The sequence below is a fragment of the Saccharophagus sp. K07 genome (genome assembly GCF_014336955.1).
Classification (GTDB): domain Bacteria; phylum Pseudomonadota; class Gammaproteobacteria; order Pseudomonadales; family Cellvibrionaceae; genus UBA5868.
In genome coordinates this window covers 617,964-643,157 of record NZ_QRAI01000002.1, presented here as the reverse complement: position 1 = coordinate 643,157, position 25,194 = coordinate 617,964, and the positions used below count along the sequence as shown (strand labels likewise).

The window sequence follows — 25,194 nt, the reverse complement described above, 5'->3', positions numbered from 1 at the left end:
GCCGGCTCCGCCTGAAGATCAAGCCAATTCAAGAGGTGTAATTCATGACATTCGTAGTGGGCGATAACTGCATCAATTGCAAACACACCGACTGTGTCGAAGTCTGCCCAGTAGATTGTTTCTACGAAGGCCCTAATTTTTTGGTTATTCATCCTGACGAATGCATCGACTGCGCCCTGTGTGAACCAGAGTGTCCTGTAGACGCGATCTTCTCAGAAGATGAATTGCCGGAAGGCCAGGAAGTCTATCTCGAACTCAACGCTGAATTGGCAGCCATTTGGCCCAATATCACCGAGAAAAAAGATTCCATGCCCGAAGCCGAAAAATGGGACGGCGTACCTAACAAACTCCAGTATCTGGAGCGCTAAAACAAAAAAGCGCGCTGTTTTGCAACAGCGCGCTTTTTAATTCGCTCTCGTTCAATACAGCCGCCTATTAGGCCCCGCCAAATAGAGCTTCTGCATCCAAACCTTGTTTTTCCAGGATATCTCTCAGGCGACGTAACGCCTCGACCTGAATTTGACGCACTCTCTCACGGGTCAAGCCAATTTCACGGCCGACTTCTTCCAAAGTACTGGACTCGTGACCGCGCAAACCAAAGCGGCGGGCCACAACTTCGCGCTGTTTTTCGCTCAACTCATCCAACCAACTGTCAAGACTGGCGCTCAAGTCGCTGTCTTGCAGCAGCTCAACCGGATCGGACACCTGCTGATCAGCAACCGTGTCGACCAGGGTCTTATCGGATGAAGGCCCAATCGGCGTATCCATGGAAGTGACACGCTCGTTGAGGCTCAGCATTTTTTCGACATCTTCTACCGGCTTCTCCAACAGCTTGGCGATTTCTTCCGGAGAGGGTTCGTGGTCGAGTTTTTGCGACAGCTCACGCGCCGCACGCAGATACACGTTCAATTCTTTTACGACGTGAATTGGCAGGCGGATAGTACGGGTTTGGTTCATGATAGCGCGCTCGATGGTCTGACGAATCCACCAAGTCGCATATGTGGAAAAGCGGAAACCGCGCTCCGGATCGAATTTTTCTACGGCGCGGATCAATCCGAGGTTGCCCTCTTCAATCAGATCCAGCAGCGCCAAGCCACGGTTCACATAGCGGCGTGAAATTTTGACAACCAAACGCAGGTTGCTTTCGATCATGCGTTTGCGGGCAGCTTCGTCACCGCGCAAAGCTTTGCGGGCATAAAAAACTTCTTCTTCCGCGCTCAGCAGTGGAGAAAAACCAATTTCGTTCAGATAAAGCTGGGTTGCGTCCAGATTTTTCTGGTACAGGTCCTCTTCTATGTGATGACTGCTGCGGGTTATCTGTTCGAATTCGTCCTCCGCTAAATCAATGTCCTCATCGAGATCGAAGTCAGACATAAATATGGAGTCGTCATCACCTTTGAACACGTCAAGATCGAAATGTTGAGCTGCCATCGCATAATCCTCGGACCAATAGGTTATTTTTTTAAGCTCTAATACGCACCTAATTGGCGTAACTTCAAGAACTTGCTTTTTGAAAGATGTACCCTAAGCTGAATATCGACAATTTCCGTCCAAAATTGCCTTTTTACAGTTAGCGGATTGGCGCGCTAAACCGTATATCTCAACTCGTTACAGGCGCAGGCTTTGCTTTTGGCTTCGCACCACCCCGCCGGGCACAGGTAGATGCTTATCGGCAGGTACTCAACTAAGTTGAGGGGATCACTGGAGACGCGGCAAATAAGCCAGCGGATTTACAGGCTGACCATCAAGGCGAATTTCGAAATGCAGCTTTGCCGTGTTAGTACCCGATGAACCAACCTCAGCAATTTTCTGGCCCGCCTTAACCTTATCCCCTTCGGCCACCACCAACACTCTGTTATGCGCATAGGCGCTTAAGAATTGTTCGTTGTGTTTGACGATGACCAACTGTCCATATCCCCGCAGCCCCGTACCGGAGTAGACAACTTCTCCATCGGCGGCCGCAAGCACAGGCTCCCCCAATTTTCCACGAATATCAATACCCTTATTCAGACCGTCTCCAGCTTGAAACGCTTCTAATACTTCTCCCTTAACTGGCCACTGCCATTTCAATGCCCCGGCCTGCTTGGCTGGCGCCGGAAAAACTATTTTGGCAACCGATTCAATTTTTGAACTAGCAGCCTGCGTGATTGAAGTTGACGAAGTGGGCTTTTTGGCTGGAACCACGGAGGCAGTTGGCGGGCGGTAACTGCTCGTATCGAGGCTTAAAATCTGTCCCGGCGAAATTCGATAAGATGAATCTAACTTATTGACTGCAGCTAGTTTTTTATAGTCTAGGTCGTAGCGCAACGCGATGGAATACAGTGTTTCACCCGGTCCGACATGGTGGGTTTTGATGCGGTGATCCGGGATAGGGGTGGCGTCGACAACCGGCGCTTTATAAGGCGTGGAAGAGCATCCAATAAACACCCCAAAAGCGATTGAAATAATGATCAACCTAATCATTTTTCTGCTGCACCGCATATTTTCCCTCCTCCGCCATGGCCTTTATGGTCAAAATTTAACCTTTCTTTTTTATAACTGAAATGAATAGAACCAAAAAACTTATTAGAAATTAGTCTAAAAAAATAGGAAAAAAAGAGGAGTAATAGGGCCATAAATCCGACTTTTTCTGAATATTTTTGGCTTATCAAGGTCGAAAATATTCACTTAGTAACCAATAACAAATTTTTTAAACCAATAAGAAAGTATTAATTTTGATACACCAAGCATTACGAAACACCAGGCAAAAGCGGGACGAATCTCACCGGTTCAATAACTTTTCGGCGCAAATTTCCATCAGCTTCGCGTTTAACTAGTACCAGATTTTGCGCGGAATCAGGTCCTACCGGGATGATCAAAACGCCTTCCGGAGCCAGTTGAGACAATAAATCCTGAGGAATTTCCGCGGGAGCGGCAGTGGAAATAATGCCGTCGAATGGGCCGTGCTCCGGCCAGCCGAACCCACCATCGGCATATTTATATTGAACGTTGTAAAGCTTGAGGCGGCCGAGGCGACGTTGCGCTTTGTTTTGTAAAGGGCGAATACGCTCAACAGTCCACACTCTCTCCACCAGTTGGGCCAATATTGAGGTCTGATAACCCGACCCAGTCCCTATCTCAAGCACCCGTCTCGGGGCGGCATGATTATCGAGAAGTAACTCCGTCATCCGCGCCACTATATAAGGTTGGGATAACGTCTGGCCGTAGCCGATAGGAAGTGCTGTATCTTCATAGGCTCTGTGAGATAGAGCTTCGTCCAAGAACCAATGTCTCGGCGTGTTCGCCATAATCTGTAAAACACGCTGATTGCGGATGCCCTGCTCCTCCAGGCGCTGGATCATACGATCGCGAGTGCGCCGGGAAGTCATACCTATGCCATCAAAATGAAGTTCGCTCAAAACTGTTTTTCACCTCAAAAACATCGCATCGATTGTGTGGCGAACCCGCATAATCGATACCGTACGCATATATCAGCGCTGCCTATAATACCTTGATCGAAACCGATAGCACCCTGATCGAAGCCGAGCTCCAACTAATCAAGCGCTGAGATTATCAAGTTGCAGCACTTCCCGCAGAACCGCAGTGGCAAATTCTCCGGGTCGCAGATCCAATGACAACCGCAGATTTTGTCCTTCGAGTGCCCAATCCAATTTCACCGGGGACAGCACAATAGATCGTCGTTCTTGCGACAGCCCGCAATGCTCCAAACCGTTCAACCAGGATGAATACTCGGCCAATGCGTTTTGCTCCAACACCAAAGCCTCGTCACTCGCCCGGCTGCGGCCGCGCCCCCATAACGGACCAGTTGGTGTCCCCTCAAGCAAGACATCCCCGGGAATTTCCGTATTCCAATTCGCCTGACGAACACGTTCTGCCACAACACAGTTGAACAAATGCGATCGTGCAGCCGACATGATCATGGATTTACCGCTCATTTTATTCAGCGGCACACCATCCTCCAGCCAGCGTTTCGCCGATACCAAATTGCTGCCATTGCGACCGAAACGTTGTTCACCGAAATAATTTGGAACCCCTGATTTCGATATCGCCAACAATCGCTCTTGGAGTTCATTTTCCGATGTGCCGGACACATTGCGCAGCAGAATGACAAAGCGGTTGCTCGCATGTTGGCCGCGGCGCAATTTACGTCGACCTTTGGATAAAGACAGCACTTTAATAGCAGCGTCTTCTTCGAGCTTGTGCCAATCTGGAACATTCCCTTTAGGAAGATAGACACTGAACCACTGATCGGCCACGCCATGCCGGTCTTTCAGTCCACAAAAACCCACATCAGCGGGTTTAACTCCGGCCAGGCGCGCAATTTTCTGCGCGACCCAGTCAGTGTTCACGCCGCGCTTCTGCAGATGCAAATAATGGTGTTCACCATCCCCCTCCGGCGCAAAACCTAACTCCTCTTGCACAATAAAATCTTCCGGCTGTTGGCGGAAAGCGGCTCGACCGAGCGGCCCGCCATGGGCAAAAGGGGTATCGAGTGTGTAGCTCATCAAAGACTCCTGAAACAAAAAACCCCAGGCATTGCCTGGGGTTTGGGCTGAGGAATCTTAGCAGAACTCACAGCATCTGGTTACCGCTGCATCATCCGCACGCATCTGATATCAGCAACTGAGATGACAAGTGCAGGCTTTTTGGTGACGGCTGTTGCATCTATATCCAGCGCCAGCCAAAGGGTCTAACTTATACTCTCAATATCGCCGCTAAAACGCCGTTTTACGGAACCCCTGTACATGAAAAAACAATTTATTTCCGCCAATGAATTGCTTTTGGACTCTTTTCGCCTGGCCGAATTGATCTATCAGCGCAATTTTTATCCCGATTTTATCGTCGGGGTGTGGCGCGGAGGTGCACCGGTAGGGATTGCTGTGCAGGAGTATCTGGAGTTTATGGGGGTACACAGCGACCATATCGCGATCCGCACGGCGTCCTATTACGGAATCGACGAGCAGCACAAGGAAGTCAAAGTGTTTGGCTTGAATTACGTACTCGACAATCTGCGACCGAACCACTCGCTACTGATTGTCGACGACGTTTTTGATTCCGGGCGTTCACTGCAGGCAATTATCGAGCAGATCCGCCTGCGCGCCGGAGAAAATACACCGGCGGTCATCAAAACGGCGTGCCCCTGGTATAAACCCAGCCGCAATGCAACCAATCTCACACCGGATTTTTATGTGCATGCGACTGATAATTGGCTGGTGTTCCCCCACGAGCTGCAAGGGCTGACGCTGAAAGAAATCCTCGAAGGCAAAGGTACCGAAATCGGCGACATTATTTATCGTGCGTCACGGCAGCGGAAAAATCCCGAATAGTCAGGGAGTTTCAAGTAACACAACCGCCAGAGCCGTAATCCCCTCTTCCCGCCCGTTAAAGCCGAGTTTTTCTGTGGTAGTTGCTTTGACATTGATATCGTCTACGGAGCAACCGAGATCTTCCGCGATATTTTCCCGCATGCGCTGAATATAAGGCGCCATACGCGGTTTCTGCGCGATGATCGTCATATCGGCGTTAACAACACGCAAGCCTTTGGCTTTGAGTTTTGACATTACCAAACGCAGCAGCGCGCGGCTGTCCGCGTTGGCGTATTGCGGATCCGTATCGGGAAAATGGCGTCCTATATCGCCGAGAGCCGCAGCCCCCAGGAGCGCGTCACTTAACGCATGGACCAATACATCGCCATCGGAGTGAGCAATTAAGCGGTGCGTGTGCGGAATCACCACACCGCCGATCACAATTTTGTCACCCGGCCCAAACGCGTGAACATCTACGCCCTGCCCTATTCGAAAACCCATAGAAATTCCTGTGCGGATATAACAGTGAAATTATTCGGCGGAAATTTGCTGGTGCAGGATAATTTCCGCCAGTGGTAAATCTTCCGGTTGGGTGATTTTGATATTGTCGCGACTGTCAGCCACCAACATGACTCTGCCGCCTGCCAATTCGATTGCAGAGGCTTCGTCAGTTACGGGCAGAGAATTTTCCAAGGCTTTGCGCAAGGCTGCGTGCAATTCGCCGACACGAAACATCTGCGGCGTATGAGCAGCCCACAAGTACTCGCGACTGACCGTGTGCGAAATATTCTCGCCATCTGCCTTTTTCAAAGTATCGGATACTGGTGCTGCCAGAATTGCGCCGCAATTTTCCTGTAAAACCTTCTCGATCAAGCGGCGAATATTATCCGGTCGAACACAGGGTCTGGCGGCATCGTGCACCAATACCCAATCCTCTTTGCGGCCGTGCTCGAGAATGTAACTTAACCCCTGAAATACGGAATCCGCGCGCTCGGCTCCACCAGTTACAGTGTGAATATTGCCGCTCAACGACAGAGTCGCAAAATAGGGATCGTTTTCCGCCAAGGCGACAACAACACTGCGGATACCCGGCACTGACAAAAGTTTTGCCAGCGTGATTTCCAGAACGGTTTTGCCCTGAATCTGTAAATATTGTTTGGGCTGAGAAATGCCCATACGGCGCCCGGATCCGGCCGCAGGCACAAGGACCCATAAGTCCGCTGAAGCTGTCATAGGCTAGAGAGATTTTTTTGCAGTGGAAGGCTGGAGAACCATAAAGAAGGTTTCGCCTTTTTTAATCATGCCGAGATCGGTGCGGGCACGCTCTTCAATTGCATCTTTATTGGTTTTGAGAGCGAGGACTTCCGCCGCCAACAAACGATTGCGCTCTTGCAAACGCGCATTTTCCGCTCGCTGTGTCTCAATTTCCCCTTGCAGCTGCACCAGATTGGCAATACTGCCCTCGCCAATCCACAAACGGGATTGGAGATACACAAAAACAACAAAAAAAGCAGCCAACAACGATTTCATATAAGTGGTGCATTCCTGCGTGCAATATCAAAGGCCGGCATAACGCCGGCCCTTATAGCATAGTCCTTATTGTGATCGCAGTGGCGCGGCTTAGTTCTTAAATTCCGCGCGACCGCGATAAGGTGCTTTGCCTTGCAATTCCGCCTCGATGCGGAGCAGACGGTTGTACTTGGCAACGCGATCTGAACGAGACAGAGAACCAGTTTTGATTTGGCCAGCAGAAGTTGCAACTGCCAAGTCAGCAATGGTGGTGTCTTCGGTTTCGCCAGAGCGGTGAGAAATAACCGCAGTGTATCCCGCATCTTTCGCCATTTTGATGGCATCCAGAGTTTCGGTGAGAGAACCGATCTGGTTGAATTTGATCAGGATGGAGTTGGCGATGCCTTTTTCGATACCTTCTTTCAGGATTTTGGTGTTGGTTACGAACAGGTCGTCACCCACCAACTGAACTTTGTTGCCGATTTTTTGCGTCAAACCAGCCCAACCTTCCCAGTCGCTCTCATCCATACCATCTTCGATAGACAGAATCGGGTAACGGTTTGCCAAGTCAGCCAGATAATCGGCGAATTCAGCAGAAGTGAATTTCTTGCCTTCACCAGCGAGATCGTAGACGCCGTTTTCGTAGAATTCAGAAGACGCGCAGTCGAGTGCCAGAGTCACATCTTTACCGAGTTGATAACCAGCGTTGGCTACCGCTTCTGCAATCGCTTGCAAAGCAGCTTCGTTGGACGGCAGGTTAGGAGCGAAACCACCTTCATCACCTACAGCAGTGTTCAAGCCGCGGCTTGCCAACACTTTTTTCAGTGAGTGGAATACTTCTGCACCTACGCGCAGAGCTTCAGCGAAAGTCGGAGCAGCAACTGGCTGAATCATGAACTCTTGGATGTCGACGTTATTGTCGGCGTGCTCACCACCGTTGACGATGTTCATCATCGGAACAGGCATGGTGTATTGGCCAGGAGTGCCGTTGATATCCGCGATGTGGGCGTACAGAGGAACTTTTTTATCGATCGCAGCAGCTTTGGCAGCGGCCAAAGATACGGCGAGAATTGCGTTAGCACCGAGTTTGGATTTGTTTTCAGTGCCGTCAGCGTCGATCATGATCTGGTCGAGTACGCGCTGCTCAGCGGCATTTTTGCCGAGCAACAGAGGTTTGATCACGTCATTGATGTTGGCTACGGCTTTTAATACACCTTTGCCGAGGTAACGGCTTTTATCGCCATCGCGCAGTTCGAGCGCTTCGCGAGTACCTGTAGAAGCACCAGACGGAGCACAGGCAGCGCCAACTGCGCCAGATTCCAGAATGACTTCCGCCATCACGGTCGGGTTGCCGCGGGAGTCCATCACCTCAAAGCCTTTGATATCAACAATCTTACTCATGGGAGTTTCGTCTCCGTTTAGTCGCATTTACTGAATGGGAACCAGACGCAAAGGCCTGGCGAATGGATTTAGTCGTGCTTGCAATTAATTAATTTGCAGCTCAGGAAAACTTTTGACCAAGTCATCCAGCGCTTTCATTTGCGCCAAAAATGGCTCCAACAAATGCAGCGGCAGAGCGCTAGGTCCGTCGCATTTGGCGTTATCCGGATCGGGATGCGCTTCCAAGAACAATCCCGCCAAGCCAACCGCCAACCCGGCGCGCGCCAGTTCGTGCACCTGACGACGGCGACCGCCGGACGCAGCACCGAGTGCATCGCGGGTTTGCAGCGCGTGAGTCGCATCAAAAATCACCGGCAAATCGCCGCTGACTTCGCGCATGGTGCGAAAACCCAACATGTCGACGACGAGATTGTCGTAACCAAAGCAGGTGCCGCGCTCACACAAAATGATTTTGTCGTTACCGCACTCGCGGAATTTTTCCACGATGTTTTTCATCTGGCCGGGACTTAAAAATTGCGGCTTTTTGATATTGATCACCGCGCCAGTGCGCGCCATTGCCTCTACCAGATCCGTCTGGCGCGCCAAAAATGCCGGCAATTGAATCACATCCACCACTTCGGCCACTGGCTGTGCCTGCCAGGTTTCGTGCACATCGGTAATGATGGGCACGCCGAAAGTGCTTTTGATTTCGGCAAAAATTTTCAACCCCTCTTCCATACCTGGACCGCGGTAGGAATGTATGGAAGAACGGTTGGCTTTATCGAAGGACGCTTTAAAAACGTAAGGAATATTCAACCGCTGGGTAACTTCGACGTATTTTTCCACAGTGCGCAACGCCAGGTCGCGCGATTCCAATACATTCATGCCGCCAAACAGCGTCATGGGCAGATGATTACCGACTTTTACAGCGCCGACTTCGATGACAGGTTTCATTTAGCTGCAGCCTTTGTTCGCTCATGTTGCTCCAACGCCGCTTTGATGTAGCTGATAAACAGCGGGTGGCCGTCGCGCGGAGTGGAGGTGAATTCCGGGTGGAATTGGCAGGCGATAAACCACGGGTGGTCGGGCAGTTCTACGACTTCTACCAAAGTGTCGTCCGCAGACCATCCACCGATGGAGAGACCGGCCTGACGCAATTGATCCAGATAGCGATTGTTGACTTCGTAGCGGTGGCGGTGACGCTCAACAATCACGTCTTCGCCGTAGATTTCGCGCACTTTCGAGGTTTTCTCCAAGCGGCATTCCTGTGCACCCAAGCGCATAGTGCCACCGAGATCAGAGGTTTCATCGCGTTTTTCGACTGAGCCTTCCGCAGTGGTCCATTCGGTGATCAAGCCCACTACCGGATGAGGCGTTTTGCGATCGAATTCGGTGCTGTTGGCTTCGGGCAAATTCAATACATTGCGCGCAAATTCGATAACGACTGACTGCATGCCAAGACAAATTCCCAAATAGGGAATCTTGTTCTCACGCGCATAACGCACCGTGGCCAATTTGCCTTCCATGCCGCGTTCGCCAAAACCGCCGGGAACCAGAATCGCATCTACGTCTTTCAGCAATTCAACGCCTTTTTCTTCAATGTCTTCCGCGTTGATATAACGGACATTGACGCGGGTTTTGGTGTGGATACCGGCGTGCGTCAGGGCTTCGTTGAGCGATTTGTACGCATCCAACAAATCCATATATTTGCCGACCATGGCAATGGTCACTTCGTGTTCCGGATTCAACTTGCCGTCGACCACGCGATCCCATTCGGAGAGATCGGCTTCCGGCGCATCTATATTCAGGCGCTCGCACACGATTTGATCGAGCTTGTAGCCCTGCAACATGCGGGGAATGGCATAAATGGTATTGGCATCCGGAAGTGGAACGACCGCGCGCTCTTCCACGTTGGTAAACAGGGCAATTTTGCGGCGTGAATCGTCATCGATCACTTTGTCGGAGCGGCACAACAAAACTTCGGGCTGCAAACCTATGGAGCGCAGTTCTTTAACGGAGTGCTGCGTCGGCTTGGTTTTGGTTTCACCCGCCGTGGCGATGTAGGGCACCAGGGTCAAATGGATCAGCAATGAGCGCTGCGGTCCGAGCTCGACTTTGAGCTGGCGCACCGCTTCGAGGAAAGGCTGGGATTCGATATCACCCACGGTTCCACCGATTTCCACCAGGGCGACGTCATAACCCTTACCGCCTTCCAGAATGCGGCGTTTGATTTCATCTGTGATATGCGGAATCACCTGCACTGTACCGCCGAGGTAATCGCCACGGCGCTCTTTGCGCAGCACGGTCTCGTAGACTCGGCCGGTGGTGAAGTTATTGCGGCGAGTCATTTTGGTACGCAGGAAACGCTCGTAGTGGCCGAGGTCCAGATCCGTTTCGGCGCCGTCTTCCGTCACGTATACCTCGCCGTGCTGGAACGGGCTCATGGTACCTGGGTCGACGTTGATATAGGGGTCGAGCTTAAGAATCGTGACTTTTAATTTTCGGGCTTCCAAAACCGCCGCCAAAGAAGCTGCAGCAATACCTTTACCCAGTGACGAAACTACGCCGCCTGTAACGAAAATAAATCGAGTCATTGAATGCCTTTATGTAAAACCAGGGTCAAACTTCTGCTGCGGCCCGGCGGCAGCGGTGCGGACACAAAAGAAAGCCCGCAACCCTTGCACCGGTATACCGCGAAAAAAACACGCGGAGCCCGTCAAACGGGTGCATTTCGTATTAAAGCGGGAGCCAATCAAACGGTGAGATTTTGCAAACCAGAGCAGCAGACTGTCAGTTCGGTTGCAGGCTTCTCTGGCTGTACCATCGCTTTCAAGATGGGGCGCCAGGGTAACAGAAAAGCCTTTTTGCCTCAATCCGATACCGGGTTCTATATGACCGATGGATAGTGCCATTGCGGCCATAAGCCCTGCTCCACCGCTGCCGTGTGCTCGACCCAAAGATCTGCTACTGCCACCAGCCGCTCGCCATCGAACACCAGCGGCACCCGCTCGCGCAACCATGGCTCCAGCGCGTATTCCTGCAACAGTTTTTTGAGGGATTGCGAATGTTGGCGCCCCTTGGGATGGGCGCGTTGGATATGCGAGGCCGCATACCGCGGCATTATCCGGTAATTGCCCGATGGCAGGCCCCATTGAGCAGCCTGCCAAACAATCTCGCTGCCGTCGCTTAATGGATACGGTTTGTTGGTGCTGACAGTCTGTACTTCTTGGAAAATCGCTCTATCCCAATGCGCAGGCAGGCAGTAGATCCGCTCGCGATAGCGGCGGATTTCGCAATCGCCGAGATGGAGCAAAGGGTTTTGGTCCTGCCGAGCATTCAATACCGACTCAAACTCGTCCAAGCGCTTGAGTGACGGCAGACGATAACCCTGCTTCGTCAGCCAATGCCGCAGAAGATTGCGGCGGCGGGCGTTTGACCAGCACATCAACAGCTTGAATCCGATACTGCAGCCAACTCTTTCCGTGCGCGGACTGCAACTACTCAAGTCCTGTTCTGCATATTCACCAAGCAATTCATCGCTTTCCCGCAGTAGCTGGGATGTTTGCTGCACCCGCGCAGGCAATTCCGGCCAGCGTTTCTGCAGGTTCGGCAGAATGTTGAGACGCAGAAAATTGCGGTCGTATTTCTCGCTTGCGTTGCTCTCGTCTTCCACCCAACTCAAGCCCAGCGAACGGGCGAATTGTTCGATTTCCTCCCTGCCCACCTCTATAAATGGGCGCCCGAGTGTAGCGGCTCCCCAGGGGCGCAAAGCGGCCATGCCAGCCAACCCTTTAACGCCGGCTCCGCGAGCCAGCCGCAAGAAAAAGGTCTCGACCTGATCCAGCTGATGGTGGGCCATCAATACGAGATCGCCTACCTGCAACTGACTTTCGATGGCGGCGTAGCGCGCTGAGCGGGCCGCCTCCTCCACCCCCACGCCGGCCGGGTTGACTTCAACTTTTATACAGATAAGCCTCACACCCAGGCGTGTGCACTCGCGCATGACAAAGTCTTGCCAGTTGTTTGCGTTAGGTGAGAGCTGGTGATTGATATGGATGGCAAGCAGCGGGAGCTCAAGCTCGGCCTGCACAGCGGCATGCAGCAGCGCTATGGAGTCCAGCCCGCCGGACACAGCCAAAACCACTCGACGCACCTGCGGAGTTAGTGCGACAAAACCGCGAACGAGTTGGGGCAACCTATTCATTTGGGTATATTGAGCCACTTTTGATTGCGAACCTGAGCCAACATCATGAAGAAAATTGCTGCTTATGGTACCTGGACCTCGCGCCTGACGGGGGAATTCGTCGCCGGCAACTCCGTAAAACAGGGCGAACCGCAATGGCAGGGAAAATCCTTGTACTGGCTGGAAACCCGCCCCACCGAAAAAGGCCGGCAAACCATTCTGTGCCGCAGCCCAGACGGCAGCATCAAAGAACTGCTACCCAATCCCTGGAGTGCCCGCACCAAAATTCACGAATACGGCGGCGGCAGCTTCACCGTTGGCGATAACAAACTGTTTTTCGTTAATGGAGAAGATCAGCAGATTTACCAGCTGAATCAGCACGACAGCACCATCACGTCCCTGACCTCCACTGAATCCTGCCGCTATGGCGATCTGCATTATTGTGCGGCCCGACAATGGCTTTTTGCCGTGTGCGAAAACCATAGCGGTGGCTCACATGAGCCAACCAACCATCTGGTGCGTTTGGACTTAGCTACCTCTCAACAGCGTGTGATCGAGGCCGGCCACGATTTTGTCACCTCGGCGCAAGCCTCTCCCGATGGTCGCTGGCTGGCCTATATCACCTGGGATCACCCTTCCATGCCCTGGCAGGCAACCCGCCTTTGGCTCCGCCCGCTTCAGGAAGATCACGCTTTCGGCGACGCTATTTGCCTGGCTGGCGATGCGGGCAATGAAAGCATTGTTCAGCCGCGCTGGTCTCCTGATGGCAAGCTGTATTGGATTTCCGATCGCAGTGGTTGGTGGAATCTCTACCAGATCGATCCAGCAAATCGCCAAACCACTCAGGTCGTTTCCCTGGATGCCGATTTCGCGCCACCGCAGTGGGTGTGCGGCCAGGCGCACTACGGCTTTTTGAGCAACGACAGTCTGCTGGCTTGCTACACCCAACAAGGTTCCTGGCACCTCGCCCGACTCGACCGGCAAGCAAGTGAGTGGCAAATAACACCGCTGCTGCCGGAATGCTGCTCCGTGCAATATATAGCCGCCGGCAATGGCCAGGCTGCCGTCATCGGCGGTAGTGCAACGTCGGCGCAGAGCTTGTGGTTGATCAGTGGTGACGAGATCACCACCTTGACCGAGCAGTCGCCCTTGGCGGCCGACGATATTGCCAAAGGCCATGCGGTGACTTTTCCAACGACCAATGGCGAACACGCATACGGTTTCTTTTATCCGCCGGCCAACGCCGAATTTGCCGCTCCAGAAGACGGGCTTCCACCGCTGATCGTGATTGGTCATGGCGGCCCCACTGCCGCTGCAGATCCATCGCTTAATTTAAAAATTCAATACTGGACCCAGCGCGGTTTTGCCGTGTTCGACGTCAACTACCGCGGTAGCACAGGATTCGGTCGCCCATATCGGCAAGCGCTGGATCAGCAATGGGGTGTAGTGGAAGTCGATGACCTCTGCGCAGCGGCGGAATATGCCACCGCGCAAGGATGGGTGCATCCGCAGCAAAAGATTATTCGCGGCAGTAGTGCCGGGGGCTACAGCGTATTAGTGGCGCTTACCGAACGGCAGGTGTTTAACGCGGGCGTCTGCCTGTATGGCATTGGCGATCTGGAAACGCTCGCCACCGACACCCATAAATTCGAAGCGCATTATCTCGACAGTCTGATCGGCCCCTACCCCGCCATGCGCGATCTTTATATTCAGCGATCGCCCCTGCACAAAGCGGCCAATATCCGCTGCCCGCTACTGGTATTTCAGGGACTGCTCGATAAAGTCGTACCGCCGGATCAAGCCGAACAAATGGTGGCTGCCGTGCGCCAAGCCGGTGTTCCCGTCGCCTATATCACCTACGCCGACGAGGGTCACGGCTTTCGCAGCGCGCAGACGATCCAGCATCAGCTGGATGTTGAATTAAGTTTCTATCGCACCATTTTTCATCTTGCAGGCGATAACGCGCAGGAAGAGATGATCCAGATTTACAACTGGCCTCAAGTTACGCCGTAAGCCTTGAGGCATTTAGCAGACAATCCATTTTTAATAATTTTTCTTTTTAAATATGAGCACACCACTAATAACCGAAGAAGGGCTCGCCAAACTCAAAGCTGAGCTGGATTACCTGTGGCGCACTGAGCGGCCGGAAGTGACCAAAAAAGTGACTTGGGCGGCCAGTCTCGGCGATCGGAGCGAGAATGCGGACTATCAATACAACAAAAAAAGATTGCGTGAAATTGACCGCAGGGTGCGCTACCTGCGCAAACGAATTGATTCATTAAAAGTAGTCCCCTACGCCAAAGAACAAGAGGGCACGGTCTATTTTGGCAGCTGGGTCAAAATCGAAAATGAGGAAGGCGAAACTAAAGAATTTCGCATCGTTGGTTACGATGAAATTTTTGGTGAGAAAAATTACATCTCCGTCGATTCGCCTATGGCCAGAGCTTTATTGCGTAAAAAGGTCGGTGATGAAGCTGTTGTCAAAACGGAAGCAGGCGAATTTTATTGGGAAATAATCTCTATAACCTACCAAAAACAATTGCCGGCAACGGAATCAAGCTGAATAACAAAGGAGTACGTGGTAAGCAGATTTAAGAGGCTGGCAAACAGCGTTTGCCAGCGCAATGATAATCGACATGAAAGTGAACATCCCTGTTCGACAGCATCAAACAACAGCGTTTGAATTAATACAGTGTTTCCAATTCGTCGCCAAAACGTACAACCACTAGGCCAGTTCGCTCTTCGATGACACCGTACACAACACCTTGATAAGCCACATCACCTTCCGCTACCAATTTGTTACCGGTTTTGACTTGGCGCAGACGTAAGATCACACCATCTTGGTTAGTGATCGTGAGGTAACCTTTGGGCTCACCCGCTTCGACATCCATGCTAAAGCGGAATTGTTTGCCAGAATAACGCACATTAAGCGATGTTTCCGCAGCCTCTAAAGCTGTACGCGATGCACTGAAGCTGATCACGACCGCATTAGGAATGCCGGTTAATTTCGCAGTAAAGTGCAAACTGCCAGATGCATCCGCAAATTGCTCTTCGGTTTCTGTGGTTACCGACTTAGTGCCATTGACCCAAGCTTCCGTCAAACTCATGCCTTTTGCATCACCAGACAAAGCCAATGCAAATTGCGCAGTTTCACCAGCGGAATTACCAACAGAGCCATTAAAAGAAAACGCTACAGTTCCCAAAGACGCCTCTGTGCTGTCGCCGCCAGTAGCAGATGTTGATTCAAGCTCAACATTGCTAACCGTCGCCTCTAAACGCCCTGTTAAAACGATTGGCAGCTCAACATTTTGTTTGAGTTGTGCGGCTAGACGTAACTGCAAATTGCTCAACTCGTGATTTTCAGTTACGGCCTCTTTTGCCCCTTCATAGTTAACACTGAAAGAGCCTTGAGAAATGATCAATGTCAAAGCGTCGGTTTCGGCACTGCCAGAGATAGTGTATTCGCCAGACGCAGAGGCATCTGTCTCACTATCGTTCAAGTCCAACGCATTGGTTGAGCTCAAAGTCAATTTAACGGATGGATTAACAGCCGTTATGGTTTCGTCAATTTCGAAGGAAACAGCATCATCACCCGCTTCAATAGCAACTGTAATTCCAGTGTCGCTTACATAAGAGGTTAATGCGTTGTTAGCTTGATAGGCACGGTTTGCATCATCCAATGCAGAAGCCGCTAAAGTCAGCGCTTCAACCAATGCGCCCGCATCACCGCTGGATGCCATTTCCGCGCCTTCAATTTGTAAAGCAAAATCATCGGCAATCGCACCAATCGTGCCGCCCTCAATACTTTGTTCACCGAACGAGAAAATCAAATTGCGCAAATCCGTTACCATCGCAATCGCTTTTTCACGCGCGCTTGCATCGGGATCAGTATCGCTAGGCGTGCCTTGATCAAATTCATCTGGCTCTTCATTGGAAGCCAAATCCGCTTCTGTAGTTAACTCTTGTGTCAAGGGCTGCAAGTTAAGATTGCTGCTTTCACCCGCTCTTTCTCCCACAATCCTCAAAGCCTCAGCCGCTTGGCGCACAATCTCAGCGAAACTCGTGTCACTATCTCTAGATGTGTTTCCAGCAACACCACGCTCCACATAGTCAGCAACAAATTGGTTCAACGCACTTCCCATGCTGCTCTCTGGGTTGTCATTCATCAAAGCTGACAAAAGACCTGAGTTTAACGCGTTATAACGAGCGGTTTCTCTGTCTGAAAGACCTTGAATCGTATTCGCTTGATTGGGATTAGTGATATCGATAACCGGCAACCCAGTAAGGTCGGACGAAATGCCAAAACGGTTAGCCACTTGCGAGTTACTTTCTGCAATATAACGGCGAATCGTATCTAAATTATCACCGGACTGGGCTTGATCAAGAACTAAAGAAGTGGCGATTGTTGTGAATGCACTGAGGTTAACGTTTTGATTTTCCGAAACGCTCGGCACAATGGCACTCAACTGAAAATCGTCATCCACTGGAGTGGGTTCACCAAACTCATTGTCTCCACAACCTTGCGGCAAATCGCAAATCATGGTGGAGTCGGATCTGGGCGCGACCCTAACAATAATTGGTGAGCCGATATTTTGGCGTGGGATTTCTAAACGGTAGGTACCATCTGTTTGAGTAATCCCAGACGCAATAGGTTCGTCCACGTTGCCCGAAAAAATATGCGCTGTTGCCGTAAAATTCTGCAAAATACCTTTACCAGCTGTCCCTTGAATCGTTACTGTCGATTCAGCTGGCGGTGTTGTTGGGTTGGATGTGCGTTTTTTATTGCTATCACAACCACATCCCTGAATGCTTACCGCCACTGCGGCTGCGCCTATCATAAAATAACGTCGCAAATTCATCTTGTATGTTTCCTTCTAATTATTTAACGCGCCCACAGCTAGCGCAAATTAATGTAAACCGAGAACAGCAACGCATTCTCGGGACATAGAATGAGAATAGAAGGAACCTGCATTGCTGCAAGTCAGAGAGCGGAAGAATTTATGCGAATTTAAATCTCAAATCGTCAAAAAATTGACACCCGAAAAATATTTACGCAAAAAACAACACAAGATGAGGAATTTTAGAAGTCAAGAAAAAATTCGTAAGATTACTCTTGGTGCTTGAATAACATACAGCTGATTGGCTACACCTCTGCTCGCACGCCGCTGAACGGAGAAGTCAGTACTAATTTAGCGGAAAGAAACGGATGTCGTGAATGTCAGCTATAAAAGCCATTCACGCCATAAACAAACCGCGCTCCAGATAATTCTTCAAGGTGATGCCGAAGGTTTTATCTTTCCACACCTGCTTGATCAGGTAATCCTTGCTCAGCTCGCCTTTTTCGACCAGGGACAGATCGACCATGACTTCCTTGGGCAGCGGTTGTTTATCTTTGTCGCGCAACATCACGATGCGCGGAAGGTGGCGATAGCGCGGGTTGGACTCTATGACCATGCCGACTTCGCCGGAATAGAGTTCGACGATACTACCCGCCGGATAGAGTCCCACCATCTGCAGGAATTTCAGCGCGAGCTGCTCGTCGAAATGGGTACCGCGATCTTTGTAGATGATTTTGATGGCTTCTGTTGAAGTGCGCGCTGTCTGGTAACAGCGATCTGCCGTCATGGCATCGTATGCGTCCACAATGGCAATGATTTTGGAAAAACGCGAAATACTGTTGCCGGATAACTGGCGCGGATAACCTTTGCCATCAATGCGCTCGTGGTGGCTCAAGGCGACGTCAATGGCACCGGTGTAAATGCCGGACGAACTCAGTAATAAATTTCTGCCGTGTACTGTGTGCGCCATCATGATGCGCATCTCGTCGACAGTCAGTCTGTCCGGTTTGTTGAGAATTTCCGGCGGAATTTTCATTTTGCCGACATCGTGCAACAGACCGCACATTCCCAGGTTCTGTAATTCCGATTCCTCCATACCCAAATGGCGGCCAAAGGCTATTGCCAAAATACAGACGTTGAGACAGTGCTCAGCCGTGTATTCGTTTTCATCACGCATTTTTGACATCCACAACAAGGCGTCGGGATGGCGGATGACGGACTGCACGCATTCGTTGACTGTGTGACGAGCCTGCTCGGTATTAATAGCGCCGCCGAGACGTATGTCGTCCAACAGGGTTTTAGTGAGGCTGCGGGCTTGACGGAAGGTCCCCATTACCCGGCGATGTTCATCTTCCAGGGGGACTTCCGGCTGAAAAATATTGGGATTGACCCGCACTTGGCGGGCCGTGCCGACATTGGAGCTGTGTTCGCTAGCTTTTGGTTTAACGCTCTTGTCGTCGTCGATATAGACGTATTGGCAATACTCAGCAATCACGTCGATATCACCTTCCTCTTCTATGTGGAACCCTTGCAAGAGAAAAGGTGTTTCCAGCCAATCGCGGTCCAGGCGGCTGACAAACATACCGACACGCAACTCGCTAACGTGTACTTTTTGGGTGTTAGATGACATTGAGCCTCAATTAAACTTCCTCCTCTCCACAAAAACCAAGGAGGATGCTGAATCATCCAATAGACACTAATAATCCAGTAGATAATCGTCCGTTAACTACTGATCGTCCGTGAAGCTGGTCATCCAATAAGGGTTAATTGGTGCGATCTGCGGACACTTTTTGAGCAGTATATAAACCCGAGAAGCCAATTTCCATCCCTCCCCGGGTCACTTGTCCGCCTCGATTTCACTAGTGTGATCTTAATCGCTCCCACGAACCACGTTGGCGACTGCGTCACAGACGTAATCGAAATTCTCGCGGTTGAGACCGGAGATACTGGTTCGCGCCGAGTTGAGCATATAGATCGAATATTTTTCCCGCAGTCGCAACACTTCAACTTCAGTCAGACCGAGGTACGAGAACATTCCTTTCTGCAGTTGCACAAAGTCAAACCGATTTGAATCAAGTCTAGCGCGCATTGCGTCGCTGAACTCACGACGCAATCCGTTGATGCGGTTGCGCATTTCAGCAACTTCTTCAATCCAACGGGCGCGCAGCGCTGCATCGGTCAAAACCTCGGCGACCAAGGCCGCACCATGATCTGGCGGCATGGAGTAAATACCGCGCGCAATGGCCAGCATATGACTCATTGCCGCATTGGCGATTGCCGGGGTAGGAGCCATCAAGCCGACCAGTCCTACCCGCTCCCGATAGACACCGAAGTTCTTGGAGCTGGAGGCTGCGACTACGACTTCCGGAAGATTGTCGACCAAGTAACGCAGACCATAGGCATCCGCATCCAAGTCGTCCGCAAAGCCCTGGTAGGCGATATCGACGAAAGGGATAAAGCCGACCTTCTGCGCGAGCGCCGCCACTTCACGCCATTGCGCAGGGCTGAGATCGGCGCCTGTGGGGTTGTGGCAGCAGCCGTGCAGCAAGACGAAATCGCCCGCTTTTACCTCGGCCAGGGCCGACATCATGGCCGCAAAATCGACGCCAGACGTGGCCGCATCAAAATAAGGATATTGGCGAATGGCGAGGCCGGCATTCCCCAGCAGCGGAATATGATTGCCCCAGGTGGGATTGCTCACCCAGATGGTGGCTGAAGGATTGGCGACCTTGATCAGCTCCGCCGCCACTCGCAGCGCGCCGCATCCACCGGGCGCCTGCACTGCGGCAAACCGACCTTCCGCCAAGCCTTTGGCTGGGCCGAGCAGCAACTCGCTCATGGCGGCGTTAAAGGTGGTATTGCCAGCCAAACCGACATAGGCTTTGCTGGTCTGCCGGGAAATCAACCGCCTTTCCGCTTCGGCGATTGAGGGGAGTACGGGGGTTTCGCCGCGCTCGTTCTTATAAATACCAACACCGAGATCAACTTTGCGTGGGTTGGGATCATTACGGAAAAGACCCATCAGCCCCAGGATCGGGTCGGCGGGCAACGTGGAAATACGCTCAAACATAAAGAGTCTCACGCGCAGCGCAACTATAGCGGTACGGCTTAGGATGGAAATGTGCGCGGATTATAGCCGGCCCCCGATGCGAATACAGCCTGCGCGAATCACGGTTTTAGCTATTAGGGAGATTGGTTATTGCAAACTTTCTTTAACGCCTCGACCGCTTCATCCACGGTCAAGTCATCGCACTCCAGGGTCACATCCGCATAACGACGATAAAGCGGTAGCCGTTCTTCATAGACGTTCTGCAAACCTTGTCCCGGTGCGCAGGAAAAGCCGCGCTGCTGCCAGTTGTCGACACGGCGTTTGACCGTCTCCAGCGACAGCGCCAGATACAGGATCAGCCCGTCCTGTTTTAAGCGATTCATGGCGGACGGGCCGTACACCACACTACCACCAGTGGCCACAACGGCGCGTGCAGGCAAAGCGCAAGTGGCGACAAACTGTTCTTCCCTCTGCCGCATGGCGAGATAACCCAGGCGATCCAGCTGGCTTTGCAGGGATTCGCCAAAGTACTGCTCCAATAATTGATCGGTATCGACAAAGTCGATGCCCAACTGTTGCGCCAACTTTTGCCCGACCGTGGTTTTACCCGCGCCAGGCATGCCGATCAAAACAAATTTATGGATAGGTGGAGCGGAATTCATAACTCGCAGCCTTAATGGAAACGCTATGGATTTAACGCCTGGGTTTGCACCAGCGAAAGCTGTGCAGGGGATAGACCCGCGAACAATATCACACTACCCTAACCCGACATTTTCCTAACAAGTTCACAAAAGCCAGCCGAACGCAGCATAAATCCAAGGCTTGCTTCCTGAAGTTCAATCATTTCAGCCATAACCAAATGGGGGTGACAGCATGGCCGGTCTCGACAAAGTGGTGACCACCTACGACCAGGCGCTCGCCGGTCTGGCGGACGGCATGACAATTATTGCAGGCGGATTTGGTTTGTGCGGCATTCCCGAGGGGTTGATCGCCCAGATCAAAAAAATGGGGGTGCGCGATCTTACGGTGGTCTCCAACAATTGCGGTGTCGACGGTTTTGGCCTCGGCATTTTATTGGAAGGCCGCCAGATCAAAAAAATGATCTCGTCTTACGTCGGTGAAAATGCGCTGTTTGAGCAGCAGTTGCTCAGCGGCGAGCTGGAAGTGGAATTAACGCCGCAAGGCACTCTGGCGGAAAAAATCCGCGCAGGCGGCGCAGGCATCCCCGCGTTTTTTACTGCCACCGGCTACGGCACGCCCATTGGTGAAGGCAAGGAAGTGCGCGAATTTCACGGGCGCCAATACATTCTCGAAGAATCCATTACCGGCGATTTCGCCATAGTCAAAGGCTGGAAAGCCGATCGCTTCGGCAACGTGATCTATCGCCATACCGCGCGCAATTTCAATCCGCTGGCAGCGACGGCGGGAAAAATCACAGTGGTGGAAGTCGAGGAAATCGTCGAGCCTGGCGAGCTGGATATGGACAACATCCACACCCCAGGCATTTATGTCGACCGGGTGATTCAGGGCACCTTCGAAAAACGCATCGAACGCCGCACCGTGCGGCAGGAGGCTTGATATGTTGACTCGTGAACAAATCGCTATGCGTGTCGCCCGGGAATTGCGCGACGGCTACTACGTCAACCTCGGTATCGGCATTCCCACACTGGTCGCCAATTACATTCCTAAAGGCATGCAGGTGATGCTGCAATCGGAAAACGGTCTGCTCGGCATGGGCCCCTTCCCCACCGAGGACGAAGTGGACCCGGATATGATCAACGCTGGCAAACAAACAGTAACCGCGGTCACAGGCGCCTCTATTTTCGATTCTGCGCAATCCTTCGCCATGATCCGCGGCGGCCACGTAGACCTTACGGTTCTCGGTGCGTTTGAAGTCGATGTGATGGGCAATATCGCCTCATGGATGATCCCGGGAAAACTGGTGAAGGGCATGGGAGGGGCGATGGATTTGGTGGCGGGGGCGGAAAATATAGTCGTCACTATGACCCACGCTAGCAAAGACGGCGAATCCAAATTACTCCCACAATGCACCCTGCCTCTGACCGGTGCCGGCTGTATCAAAAAAGTGGTGACCGATCTTGCGTATGTGGAAATTCGCGATGGCAAATTCTGGCTGATCGAGCGCGCGCCGGGGGTCTCGGTCGACGCCATAGCGAAACTCACCGCAGGCGAGCTTGTCGTACCGGAGATTGTTCCGGAAATGGAGTTTTGATGGGCCCTCCCCACTGATCATCCGCCATCCGACGGATTTACATTTCGCTACAATTCAAAAATGCACAGAACACGGTCTGTTTCTGCGACAATTGCGCGCACTGTCGCGGATAAAAAAGGCGTTGGCATGACCGCGTCACCTAACGGAGTACAACTATGAGAAAAATATTACCAGTGGCCAGTCTCGCCGCCCTGGTCTTTCTGGCAGGCTGTAAAACCGGCTACAACCGCACCCACAGCGGCAGCAAAGATCCCAATCCACCGCCGTGCGCGGAAGAGGCGTCCAATCCGAATCTCACCGCTGAAGCGCGCCGCGTGTTCAAAATGCTGGCGGGTTTGACCTGCTCGAGTATTTCTTTTGACGGTTACGTCATGGGTCAAAACGCCGGTTTTGGCAATCAGATCGCGACCGAAACCAGCGATCGCTCCTACACCCGCCTGATCAGCGGTGTCGATAGCGCCACCACTCACACGCCTGGACTGGTGGCCATAGATTATGAACACGATCAAATATTTACTCTCGATCAGCTGAAACAGGGCAACGAAAAACTCAAAACCCACTGGCGCGAAGGTGGCTTGGTCAGCATCAGCTGGATGCCGCGCAATCCATGGGATTCCTCCACCCTTCTGTACACCAGCGATGTCGATCTCGACAGTTTGCTGGACGATTCCACGTCGGCATATGACGCGTGGCGCGATCGTCTCGATGTCATTGCCGATGCCCTGAAGGATCTTCAAGACGCTGGGGTGGCCGTCTTATGGCGCCCTCTGCCAGAAATGAACCGGGATATCTATTGGTGGGGAAGCCGTGCAAGCCATGTCAGCGGCGACTCGGCTGACGCCAGCTTATATACGGATCTTTGGGAAGACATGTACACCTATTTCAAAGAGAAAGGACTCAACAATCTGTTGTGGGTATACAGCCCAGGTGAAAGTTATTCCGGCAATGCGGGCCCCGCAGGCAAAAGTGCTACCTGGGCATATCCCGGAGACGCGTTTGTGGATGTAGTCGCGGGTATTGCGCGCGACGATTCGCTCAGTATCAAGGATTATCAGGCTTTGATCGATCTCAAGCGCCCCTTCGGCATGGCGGAATACAGCCCTACCCCTGCTGAAGTTGGCGGCAAAAAAAGTGCTACGACTAAAACCTTTGATGCACGCACTTACGTCGATCGCCTGCACGGCAGCTATCCCGCGACCGGCTATTGGGTAAGCTGGCACAGCTACACCGCACAATTGAATGACGACGAGGAAGTGCGTTCACATATGGCGTTGGTTGACAGCGATCGTCTAAAAGAGCTTACCGACCGCAGCAATGTTTTGAGTCTCGAGCGCATTAAAGAAAAGAAATTGCGCGATTAAATTCACTCCAGTCTTGAAATAAACAGACTGTGATTACGCAAACGCCCGGTGTTTTTCATCGGGCGTTTTGTTTTAGAGGGCATTCACGTGCCGCCCTCACCCCTGCCCTATCCCGAAGGGAGAGGGGGTTTGCGGCCATCAAATCCTCTCCCTCTGGGAGAGGATTTAGATGAGGGTCATAACTTTATGTGCCCATCCTACATAAACCAAAAAGGCCCTATTTGGGGCCTTTTTTTATTCTTGTTCAAGCTGACATTCTTTTTTTGCACGGATTTGCCGTTCCGGCGGTGGCGCGCCTATATGGGGTTGATTGCGTTTTTTGGCCAGCTCCATTTGTTTTTGGCGCTCGGCAAAACGCGCGCGCTGCGCTGGTGTTTGTTTATCGAAACAACGCGGGCAGGCAATGCCCTCCAGATATTTTTCGGATTGTTTGTCTTCTTCTCTCACCGGCAAACGGCAACCCGGGCAAAGGTTGTAACCACCCTTTTCCAACTTGTGATTGACCGCCACGCGGTTGTCAAAAACAAAACATTCACCGCGCCACAAGCTCTTTTCTTCCGGCACTTCTTCCAAATATTTCAGAATGCCGCCTTTCAAGTGATACACCTCGGAAAATCCCTGCTGTTTTAAATAAGCTGTGGATTTTTCGCAGCGGATGCCGCCAGTGCAAAACATGGCGACTTTTTTATGTTTGGCAGGATCAAGATTTTGCGCGACGAATTTGGGCAATTCGCGGAAAGTTTCCGTTTTCGGATTGATCGCGCCTTCGAAGGTACCCACCTCGTATTCGTAATCGTTGCGCGTATCCACCAACACCACGTCCGGATCGCTGATGAGCGCGTTCCAATCTTTGGGTTCCACATAGGTTCCGGCATCTTTGGTCGGATCTATGTCTTCCACGCCCATGGTGACAATTTCTTTTTTCAGCTTGACCTTCATGCGAAAGAACGGCGTGCCGTCATCGAAGGACTCCTTATGGTCGAGATCAGCGAGGCGCGGGTCGCTTTTCAGATAACTGAGCAGATCGTCAATCGCTTCACGGGTGCCGGCGACCGTGCCGTTGATGCCTTCGTGGGCCAGCAGCAAGGTACCCTTGATCTCACGGGAATTGCAGAAATCCAACAACGGCTGCTGCAGATCACGGAAATCTGGCAGGCTGACAAATTTGTATAGTGCGGCGATAACAAGCTGACTCATGGGAACCCCTATCTGACAGGCCGCGCATTGTACTCAAGCGATTGTTTTTTGAACAGAAGCAACTCGGCGCAAATGTTTCGCTTGGCTCACACATGTTAGACTTTGCGCTTTGAATCACGAATCGATTCCAGTGCCATC

Annotated in this window: 23 protein-coding genes; 7 read left to right on the top strand and 16 right to left on the bottom strand. The window is 51.9% G+C overall.

The features are described 5' to 3' along the window. Positions 1-44 precede the first annotated feature (44 nt). Positions 45-368, top strand: a complete 324-nt coding sequence (fdxA, locus tag DWB84_RS09275) for a ferredoxin FdxA (protein WP_187409477.1) — start codon at positions 45-47, stop codon at positions 366-368. 67 nt (positions 369-435) lie between these two features. Here fdxA and rpoS read toward each other — a convergent pair whose 3' ends face one another. The 4 genes from rpoS to truD form a co-directional block, all read right to left on the bottom strand. Next, positions 436-1,374: an RNA polymerase sigma factor RpoS gene (gene rpoS / locus DWB84_RS09270; RefSeq protein WP_222868120.1), complete on the bottom strand. Its 939-nt coding sequence runs from the start codon at positions 1,372-1,374 to the stop codon at positions 436-438. A gap of 324 nt (positions 1,375-1,698) precedes the next feature. Beyond that, positions 1,699-2,481, bottom strand: coding sequence for a peptidoglycan DD-metalloendopeptidase family protein (locus tag DWB84_RS19265; protein WP_304610848.1), 783 nt, complete (start codon positions 2,479-2,481; stop codon positions 1,699-1,701). Positions 2,482-2,729: 248 nt separating this feature from the next. Further along, entirely contained in the window at positions 2,730-3,368 is a 639-nt protein-coding gene (locus DWB84_RS09260) for a protein-L-isoaspartate(D-aspartate) O-methyltransferase (RefSeq protein ID WP_187409600.1), read from the bottom strand. A 168-nt stretch (positions 3,369-3,536) separates the two neighbouring features. Beyond that, positions 3,537-4,505 carry a tRNA pseudouridine(13) synthase TruD gene (gene truD, locus DWB84_RS09255; RefSeq protein WP_187409475.1) on the bottom strand — a complete coding sequence of 323 codons (969 nt, stop codon included), beginning with the start codon at positions 4,503-4,505 and terminating at the stop codon, positions 3,537-3,539. A gap of 240 nt (positions 4,506-4,745) precedes the next feature. Here truD and DWB84_RS09250 point away from each other — a divergent pair, with 240 nt between their 5' ends. Further along, the gene (locus DWB84_RS09250) at positions 4,746-5,327 is read left to right on the top strand and encodes a phosphoribosyltransferase (RefSeq protein WP_187409474.1); all 582 of its coding nucleotides are present in this window, start codon (positions 4,746-4,748) and stop codon (positions 5,325-5,327) included. Here the strand turns inward: DWB84_RS09250 and ispF are convergent, their stop codons facing one another. The 7 genes from ispF to tilS form a co-directional block, all read right to left on the bottom strand. Then, a complete protein-coding gene (gene ispF, locus DWB84_RS09245; RefSeq protein WP_187409473.1) occupies positions 5,328-5,807 on the bottom strand; it encodes a 2-C-methyl-D-erythritol 2,4-cyclodiphosphate synthase in 480 nt (159 codons plus the stop codon). A 30-nt stretch (positions 5,808-5,837) separates the two neighbouring features. After that, positions 5,838-6,539, bottom strand: a complete 702-nt coding sequence (ispD, locus tag DWB84_RS09240) for a 2-C-methyl-D-erythritol 4-phosphate cytidylyltransferase (RefSeq protein WP_187409472.1) — start codon at positions 6,537-6,539, stop codon at positions 5,838-5,840. A gap of 3 nt (positions 6,540-6,542) precedes the next feature. Then, entirely contained in the window at positions 6,543-6,836 is a 294-nt protein-coding gene (locus tag DWB84_RS09235; protein WP_187409471.1) for a septum formation initiator family protein, read from the bottom strand. Between the two features lie 90 nt (positions 6,837-6,926). Continuing rightward, positions 6,927-8,216 carry a phosphopyruvate hydratase gene (eno, locus tag DWB84_RS09230; RefSeq protein ID WP_187409470.1) on the bottom strand — a complete coding sequence of 430 codons (1,290 nt, stop codon included), beginning with the start codon at positions 8,214-8,216 and terminating at the stop codon, positions 6,927-6,929. A gap of 84 nt (positions 8,217-8,300) precedes the next feature. Continuing rightward, the gene (gene kdsA, locus DWB84_RS09225) at positions 8,301-9,149 is read right to left on the bottom strand and encodes a 3-deoxy-8-phosphooctulonate synthase (RefSeq protein ID WP_187409469.1); all 849 of its coding nucleotides are present in this window, start codon (positions 9,147-9,149) and stop codon (positions 8,301-8,303) included. Further along, positions 9,146-10,789 carry a CTP synthase gene (locus DWB84_RS09220; RefSeq protein ID WP_187409468.1) on the bottom strand — a complete coding sequence of 548 codons (1,644 nt, stop codon included), beginning with the start codon at positions 10,787-10,789 and terminating at the stop codon, positions 9,146-9,148. Before DWB84_RS09220 ends, kdsA begins: the two co-directional genes overlap by 4 nt. A gap of 293 nt (positions 10,790-11,082) precedes the next feature. Continuing rightward, positions 11,083-12,399 carry a tRNA lysidine(34) synthetase TilS gene (gene tilS / locus DWB84_RS09215; protein ID WP_187409467.1) on the bottom strand — a complete coding sequence of 439 codons (1,317 nt, stop codon included), beginning with the start codon at positions 12,397-12,399 and terminating at the stop codon, positions 11,083-11,085. A gap of 45 nt (positions 12,400-12,444) precedes the next feature. On the opposite strand from tilS, the gene DWB84_RS09210 reads away from it, so the two are divergent. After that, positions 12,445-14,391 (top strand): S9 family peptidase, encoded by a 1,947-nt coding sequence (locus DWB84_RS09210; RefSeq protein WP_187409466.1) that lies wholly within the window; start codon positions 12,445-12,447, stop codon positions 14,389-14,391. 52 nt (positions 14,392-14,443) lie between these two features. After that, complete coding sequence (gene greB / locus DWB84_RS09205) at positions 14,444-14,941, top strand: transcription elongation factor GreB (protein ID WP_187409465.1); 498 nt, start codon at positions 14,444-14,446, stop codon at positions 14,939-14,941. Between the two features lie 121 nt (positions 14,942-15,062). On the opposite strand, the gene DWB84_RS09200 is transcribed toward greB, so the two are convergent. From DWB84_RS09200 to DWB84_RS09185, 4 genes are all read right to left on the bottom strand, one after another. After that, on the bottom strand, positions 15,063-17,237 hold the full coding sequence (locus DWB84_RS09200) for a hypothetical protein (RefSeq protein WP_187409464.1): 2,175 nt from the start codon (positions 17,235-17,237) through the stop codon (positions 15,063-15,065). 376 nt (positions 17,238-17,613) lie between these two features. Then, the gene (locus tag DWB84_RS09195; RefSeq protein WP_187409463.1) at positions 17,614-18,846 is read right to left on the bottom strand and encodes an HD-GYP domain-containing protein; all 1,233 of its coding nucleotides are present in this window, start codon (positions 18,844-18,846) and stop codon (positions 17,614-17,616) included. A gap of 240 nt (positions 18,847-19,086) precedes the next feature. Next, complete coding sequence (locus DWB84_RS09190; RefSeq protein WP_187409462.1) at positions 19,087-20,286, bottom strand: amino acid aminotransferase; 1,200 nt, start codon at positions 20,284-20,286, stop codon at positions 19,087-19,089. A 113-nt stretch (positions 20,287-20,399) separates the two neighbouring features. Beyond that, entirely contained in the window at positions 20,400-20,927 is a 528-nt protein-coding gene (locus DWB84_RS09185) for a shikimate kinase (protein ID WP_187409461.1), read from the bottom strand. Positions 20,928-21,138: 211 nt separating this feature from the next. Here DWB84_RS09185 and DWB84_RS09180 point away from each other — a divergent pair, with 211 nt between their 5' ends. The 3 genes from DWB84_RS09180 to DWB84_RS09170 all read left to right on the top strand — a co-directional run bounded on the left by DWB84_RS09180 (position 21,139) and on the right by DWB84_RS09170 (position 23,859). Then, entirely contained in the window at positions 21,139-21,843 is a 705-nt protein-coding gene (locus DWB84_RS09180) for a CoA transferase subunit A (RefSeq protein ID WP_187409460.1), read from the top strand. Position 21,844: 1 nt separating this feature from the next. Next, positions 21,845-22,498: a CoA transferase subunit B gene (locus DWB84_RS09175; protein ID WP_187409459.1), complete on the top strand. Its 654-nt coding sequence runs from the start codon at positions 21,845-21,847 to the stop codon at positions 22,496-22,498. Between the two features lie 155 nt (positions 22,499-22,653). After that, positions 22,654-23,859, top strand: coding sequence for a glycosyl hydrolase (locus DWB84_RS09170; protein ID WP_187409458.1), 1,206 nt, complete (start codon positions 22,654-22,656; stop codon positions 23,857-23,859). A 234-nt stretch (positions 23,860-24,093) separates the two neighbouring features. Here DWB84_RS09170 and DWB84_RS09165 read toward each other — a convergent pair whose 3' ends face one another. Continuing rightward, a complete protein-coding gene (locus tag DWB84_RS09165) occupies positions 24,094-25,056 on the bottom strand; it encodes a rhodanese-related sulfurtransferase (RefSeq protein WP_187409457.1) in 963 nt (320 codons plus the stop codon). Between the last annotated feature and the right edge of the window lie 138 nt (positions 25,057-25,194).

Coding starts and splice junctions, on each gene's coding strand:
- DWB84_RS09235 (WP_187409471.1), bottom strand. CDS start 6,836: ATGAAATCGTTGTTGGCTGCTTTTTTTGTTGTTTTTGTGTATCTCCAA.
- DWB84_RS09185 (WP_187409461.1), bottom strand. CDS start 20,927: ATGAATTCCGCTCCACCTATCCATAAATTTGTTTTGATCGGCATGCCT.
- DWB84_RS09170 (WP_187409458.1), top strand. CDS start 22,654: ATGAGAAAAATATTACCAGTGGCCAGTCTCGCCGCCCTGGTCTTTCTG.
- ispD (WP_187409472.1), bottom strand. CDS start 6,539: ATGACAGCTTCAGCGGACTTATGGGTCCTTGTGCCTGCGGCCGGATCC.
- DWB84_RS09260 (WP_187409600.1), bottom strand. CDS start 3,368: ATGACTTCCCGGCGCACTCGCGATCGTATGATCCAGCGCCTGGAGGAG.
- DWB84_RS09175 (WP_187409459.1), top strand. CDS start 21,845: ATGTTGACTCGTGAACAAATCGCTATGCGTGTCGCCCGGGAATTGCGC.
- DWB84_RS09180 (WP_187409460.1), top strand. CDS start 21,139: ATGGCCGGTCTCGACAAAGTGGTGACCACCTACGACCAGGCGCTCGCC.
- DWB84_RS09210 (WP_187409466.1), top strand. CDS start 12,445: ATGAAGAAAATTGCTGCTTATGGTACCTGGACCTCGCGCCTGACGGGG.
- DWB84_RS09220 (WP_187409468.1), bottom strand. CDS start 10,789: ATGACTCGATTTATTTTCGTTACAGGCGGCGTAGTTTCGTCACTGGGT.
- greB (WP_187409465.1), top strand. CDS start 14,444: ATGAGCACACCACTAATAACCGAAGAAGGGCTCGCCAAACTCAAAGCT.
- DWB84_RS09190 (WP_187409462.1), bottom strand. CDS start 20,286: ATGTTTGAGCGTATTTCCACGTTGCCCGCCGACCCGATCCTGGGGCTG.
- rpoS (WP_222868120.1), bottom strand. CDS start 1,374: ATGTCTGACTTCGATCTCGATGAGGACATTGATTTAGCGGAGGACGAA.
- DWB84_RS09165 (WP_187409457.1), bottom strand. CDS start 25,056: ATGAGTCAGCTTGTTATCGCCGCACTATACAAATTTGTCAGCCTGCCA.
- tilS (WP_187409467.1), bottom strand. CDS start 12,399: ATGAATAGGTTGCCCCAACTCGTTCGCGGTTTTGTCGCACTAACTCCG.
- DWB84_RS09200 (WP_187409464.1), bottom strand. CDS start 17,237: ATGAATTTGCGACGTTATTTTATGATAGGCGCAGCCGCAGTGGCGGTA.
- DWB84_RS19265 (WP_304610848.1), bottom strand. CDS start 2,481: ATGCGGTGCAGCAGAAAAATGATTAGGTTGATCATTATTTCAATCGCT.
- DWB84_RS09195 (WP_187409463.1), bottom strand. CDS start 18,846: ATGTCATCTAACACCCAAAAAGTACACGTTAGCGAGTTGCGTGTCGGT.
- ispF (WP_187409473.1), bottom strand. CDS start 5,807: ATGGGTTTTCGAATAGGGCAGGGCGTAGATGTTCACGCGTTTGGGCCG.
- DWB84_RS09250 (WP_187409474.1), top strand. CDS start 4,746: ATGAAAAAACAATTTATTTCCGCCAATGAATTGCTTTTGGACTCTTTT.
- kdsA (WP_187409469.1), bottom strand. CDS start 9,149: ATGAAACCTGTCATCGAAGTCGGCGCTGTAAAAGTCGGTAATCATCTG.
- truD (WP_187409475.1), bottom strand. CDS start 4,505: ATGAGCTACACACTCGATACCCCTTTTGCCCATGGCGGGCCGCTCGGT.
- eno (WP_187409470.1), bottom strand. CDS start 8,216: ATGAGTAAGATTGTTGATATCAAAGGCTTTGAGGTGATGGACTCCCGC.
- fdxA (WP_187409477.1), top strand. CDS start 45: ATGACATTCGTAGTGGGCGATAACTGCATCAATTGCAAACACACCGAC.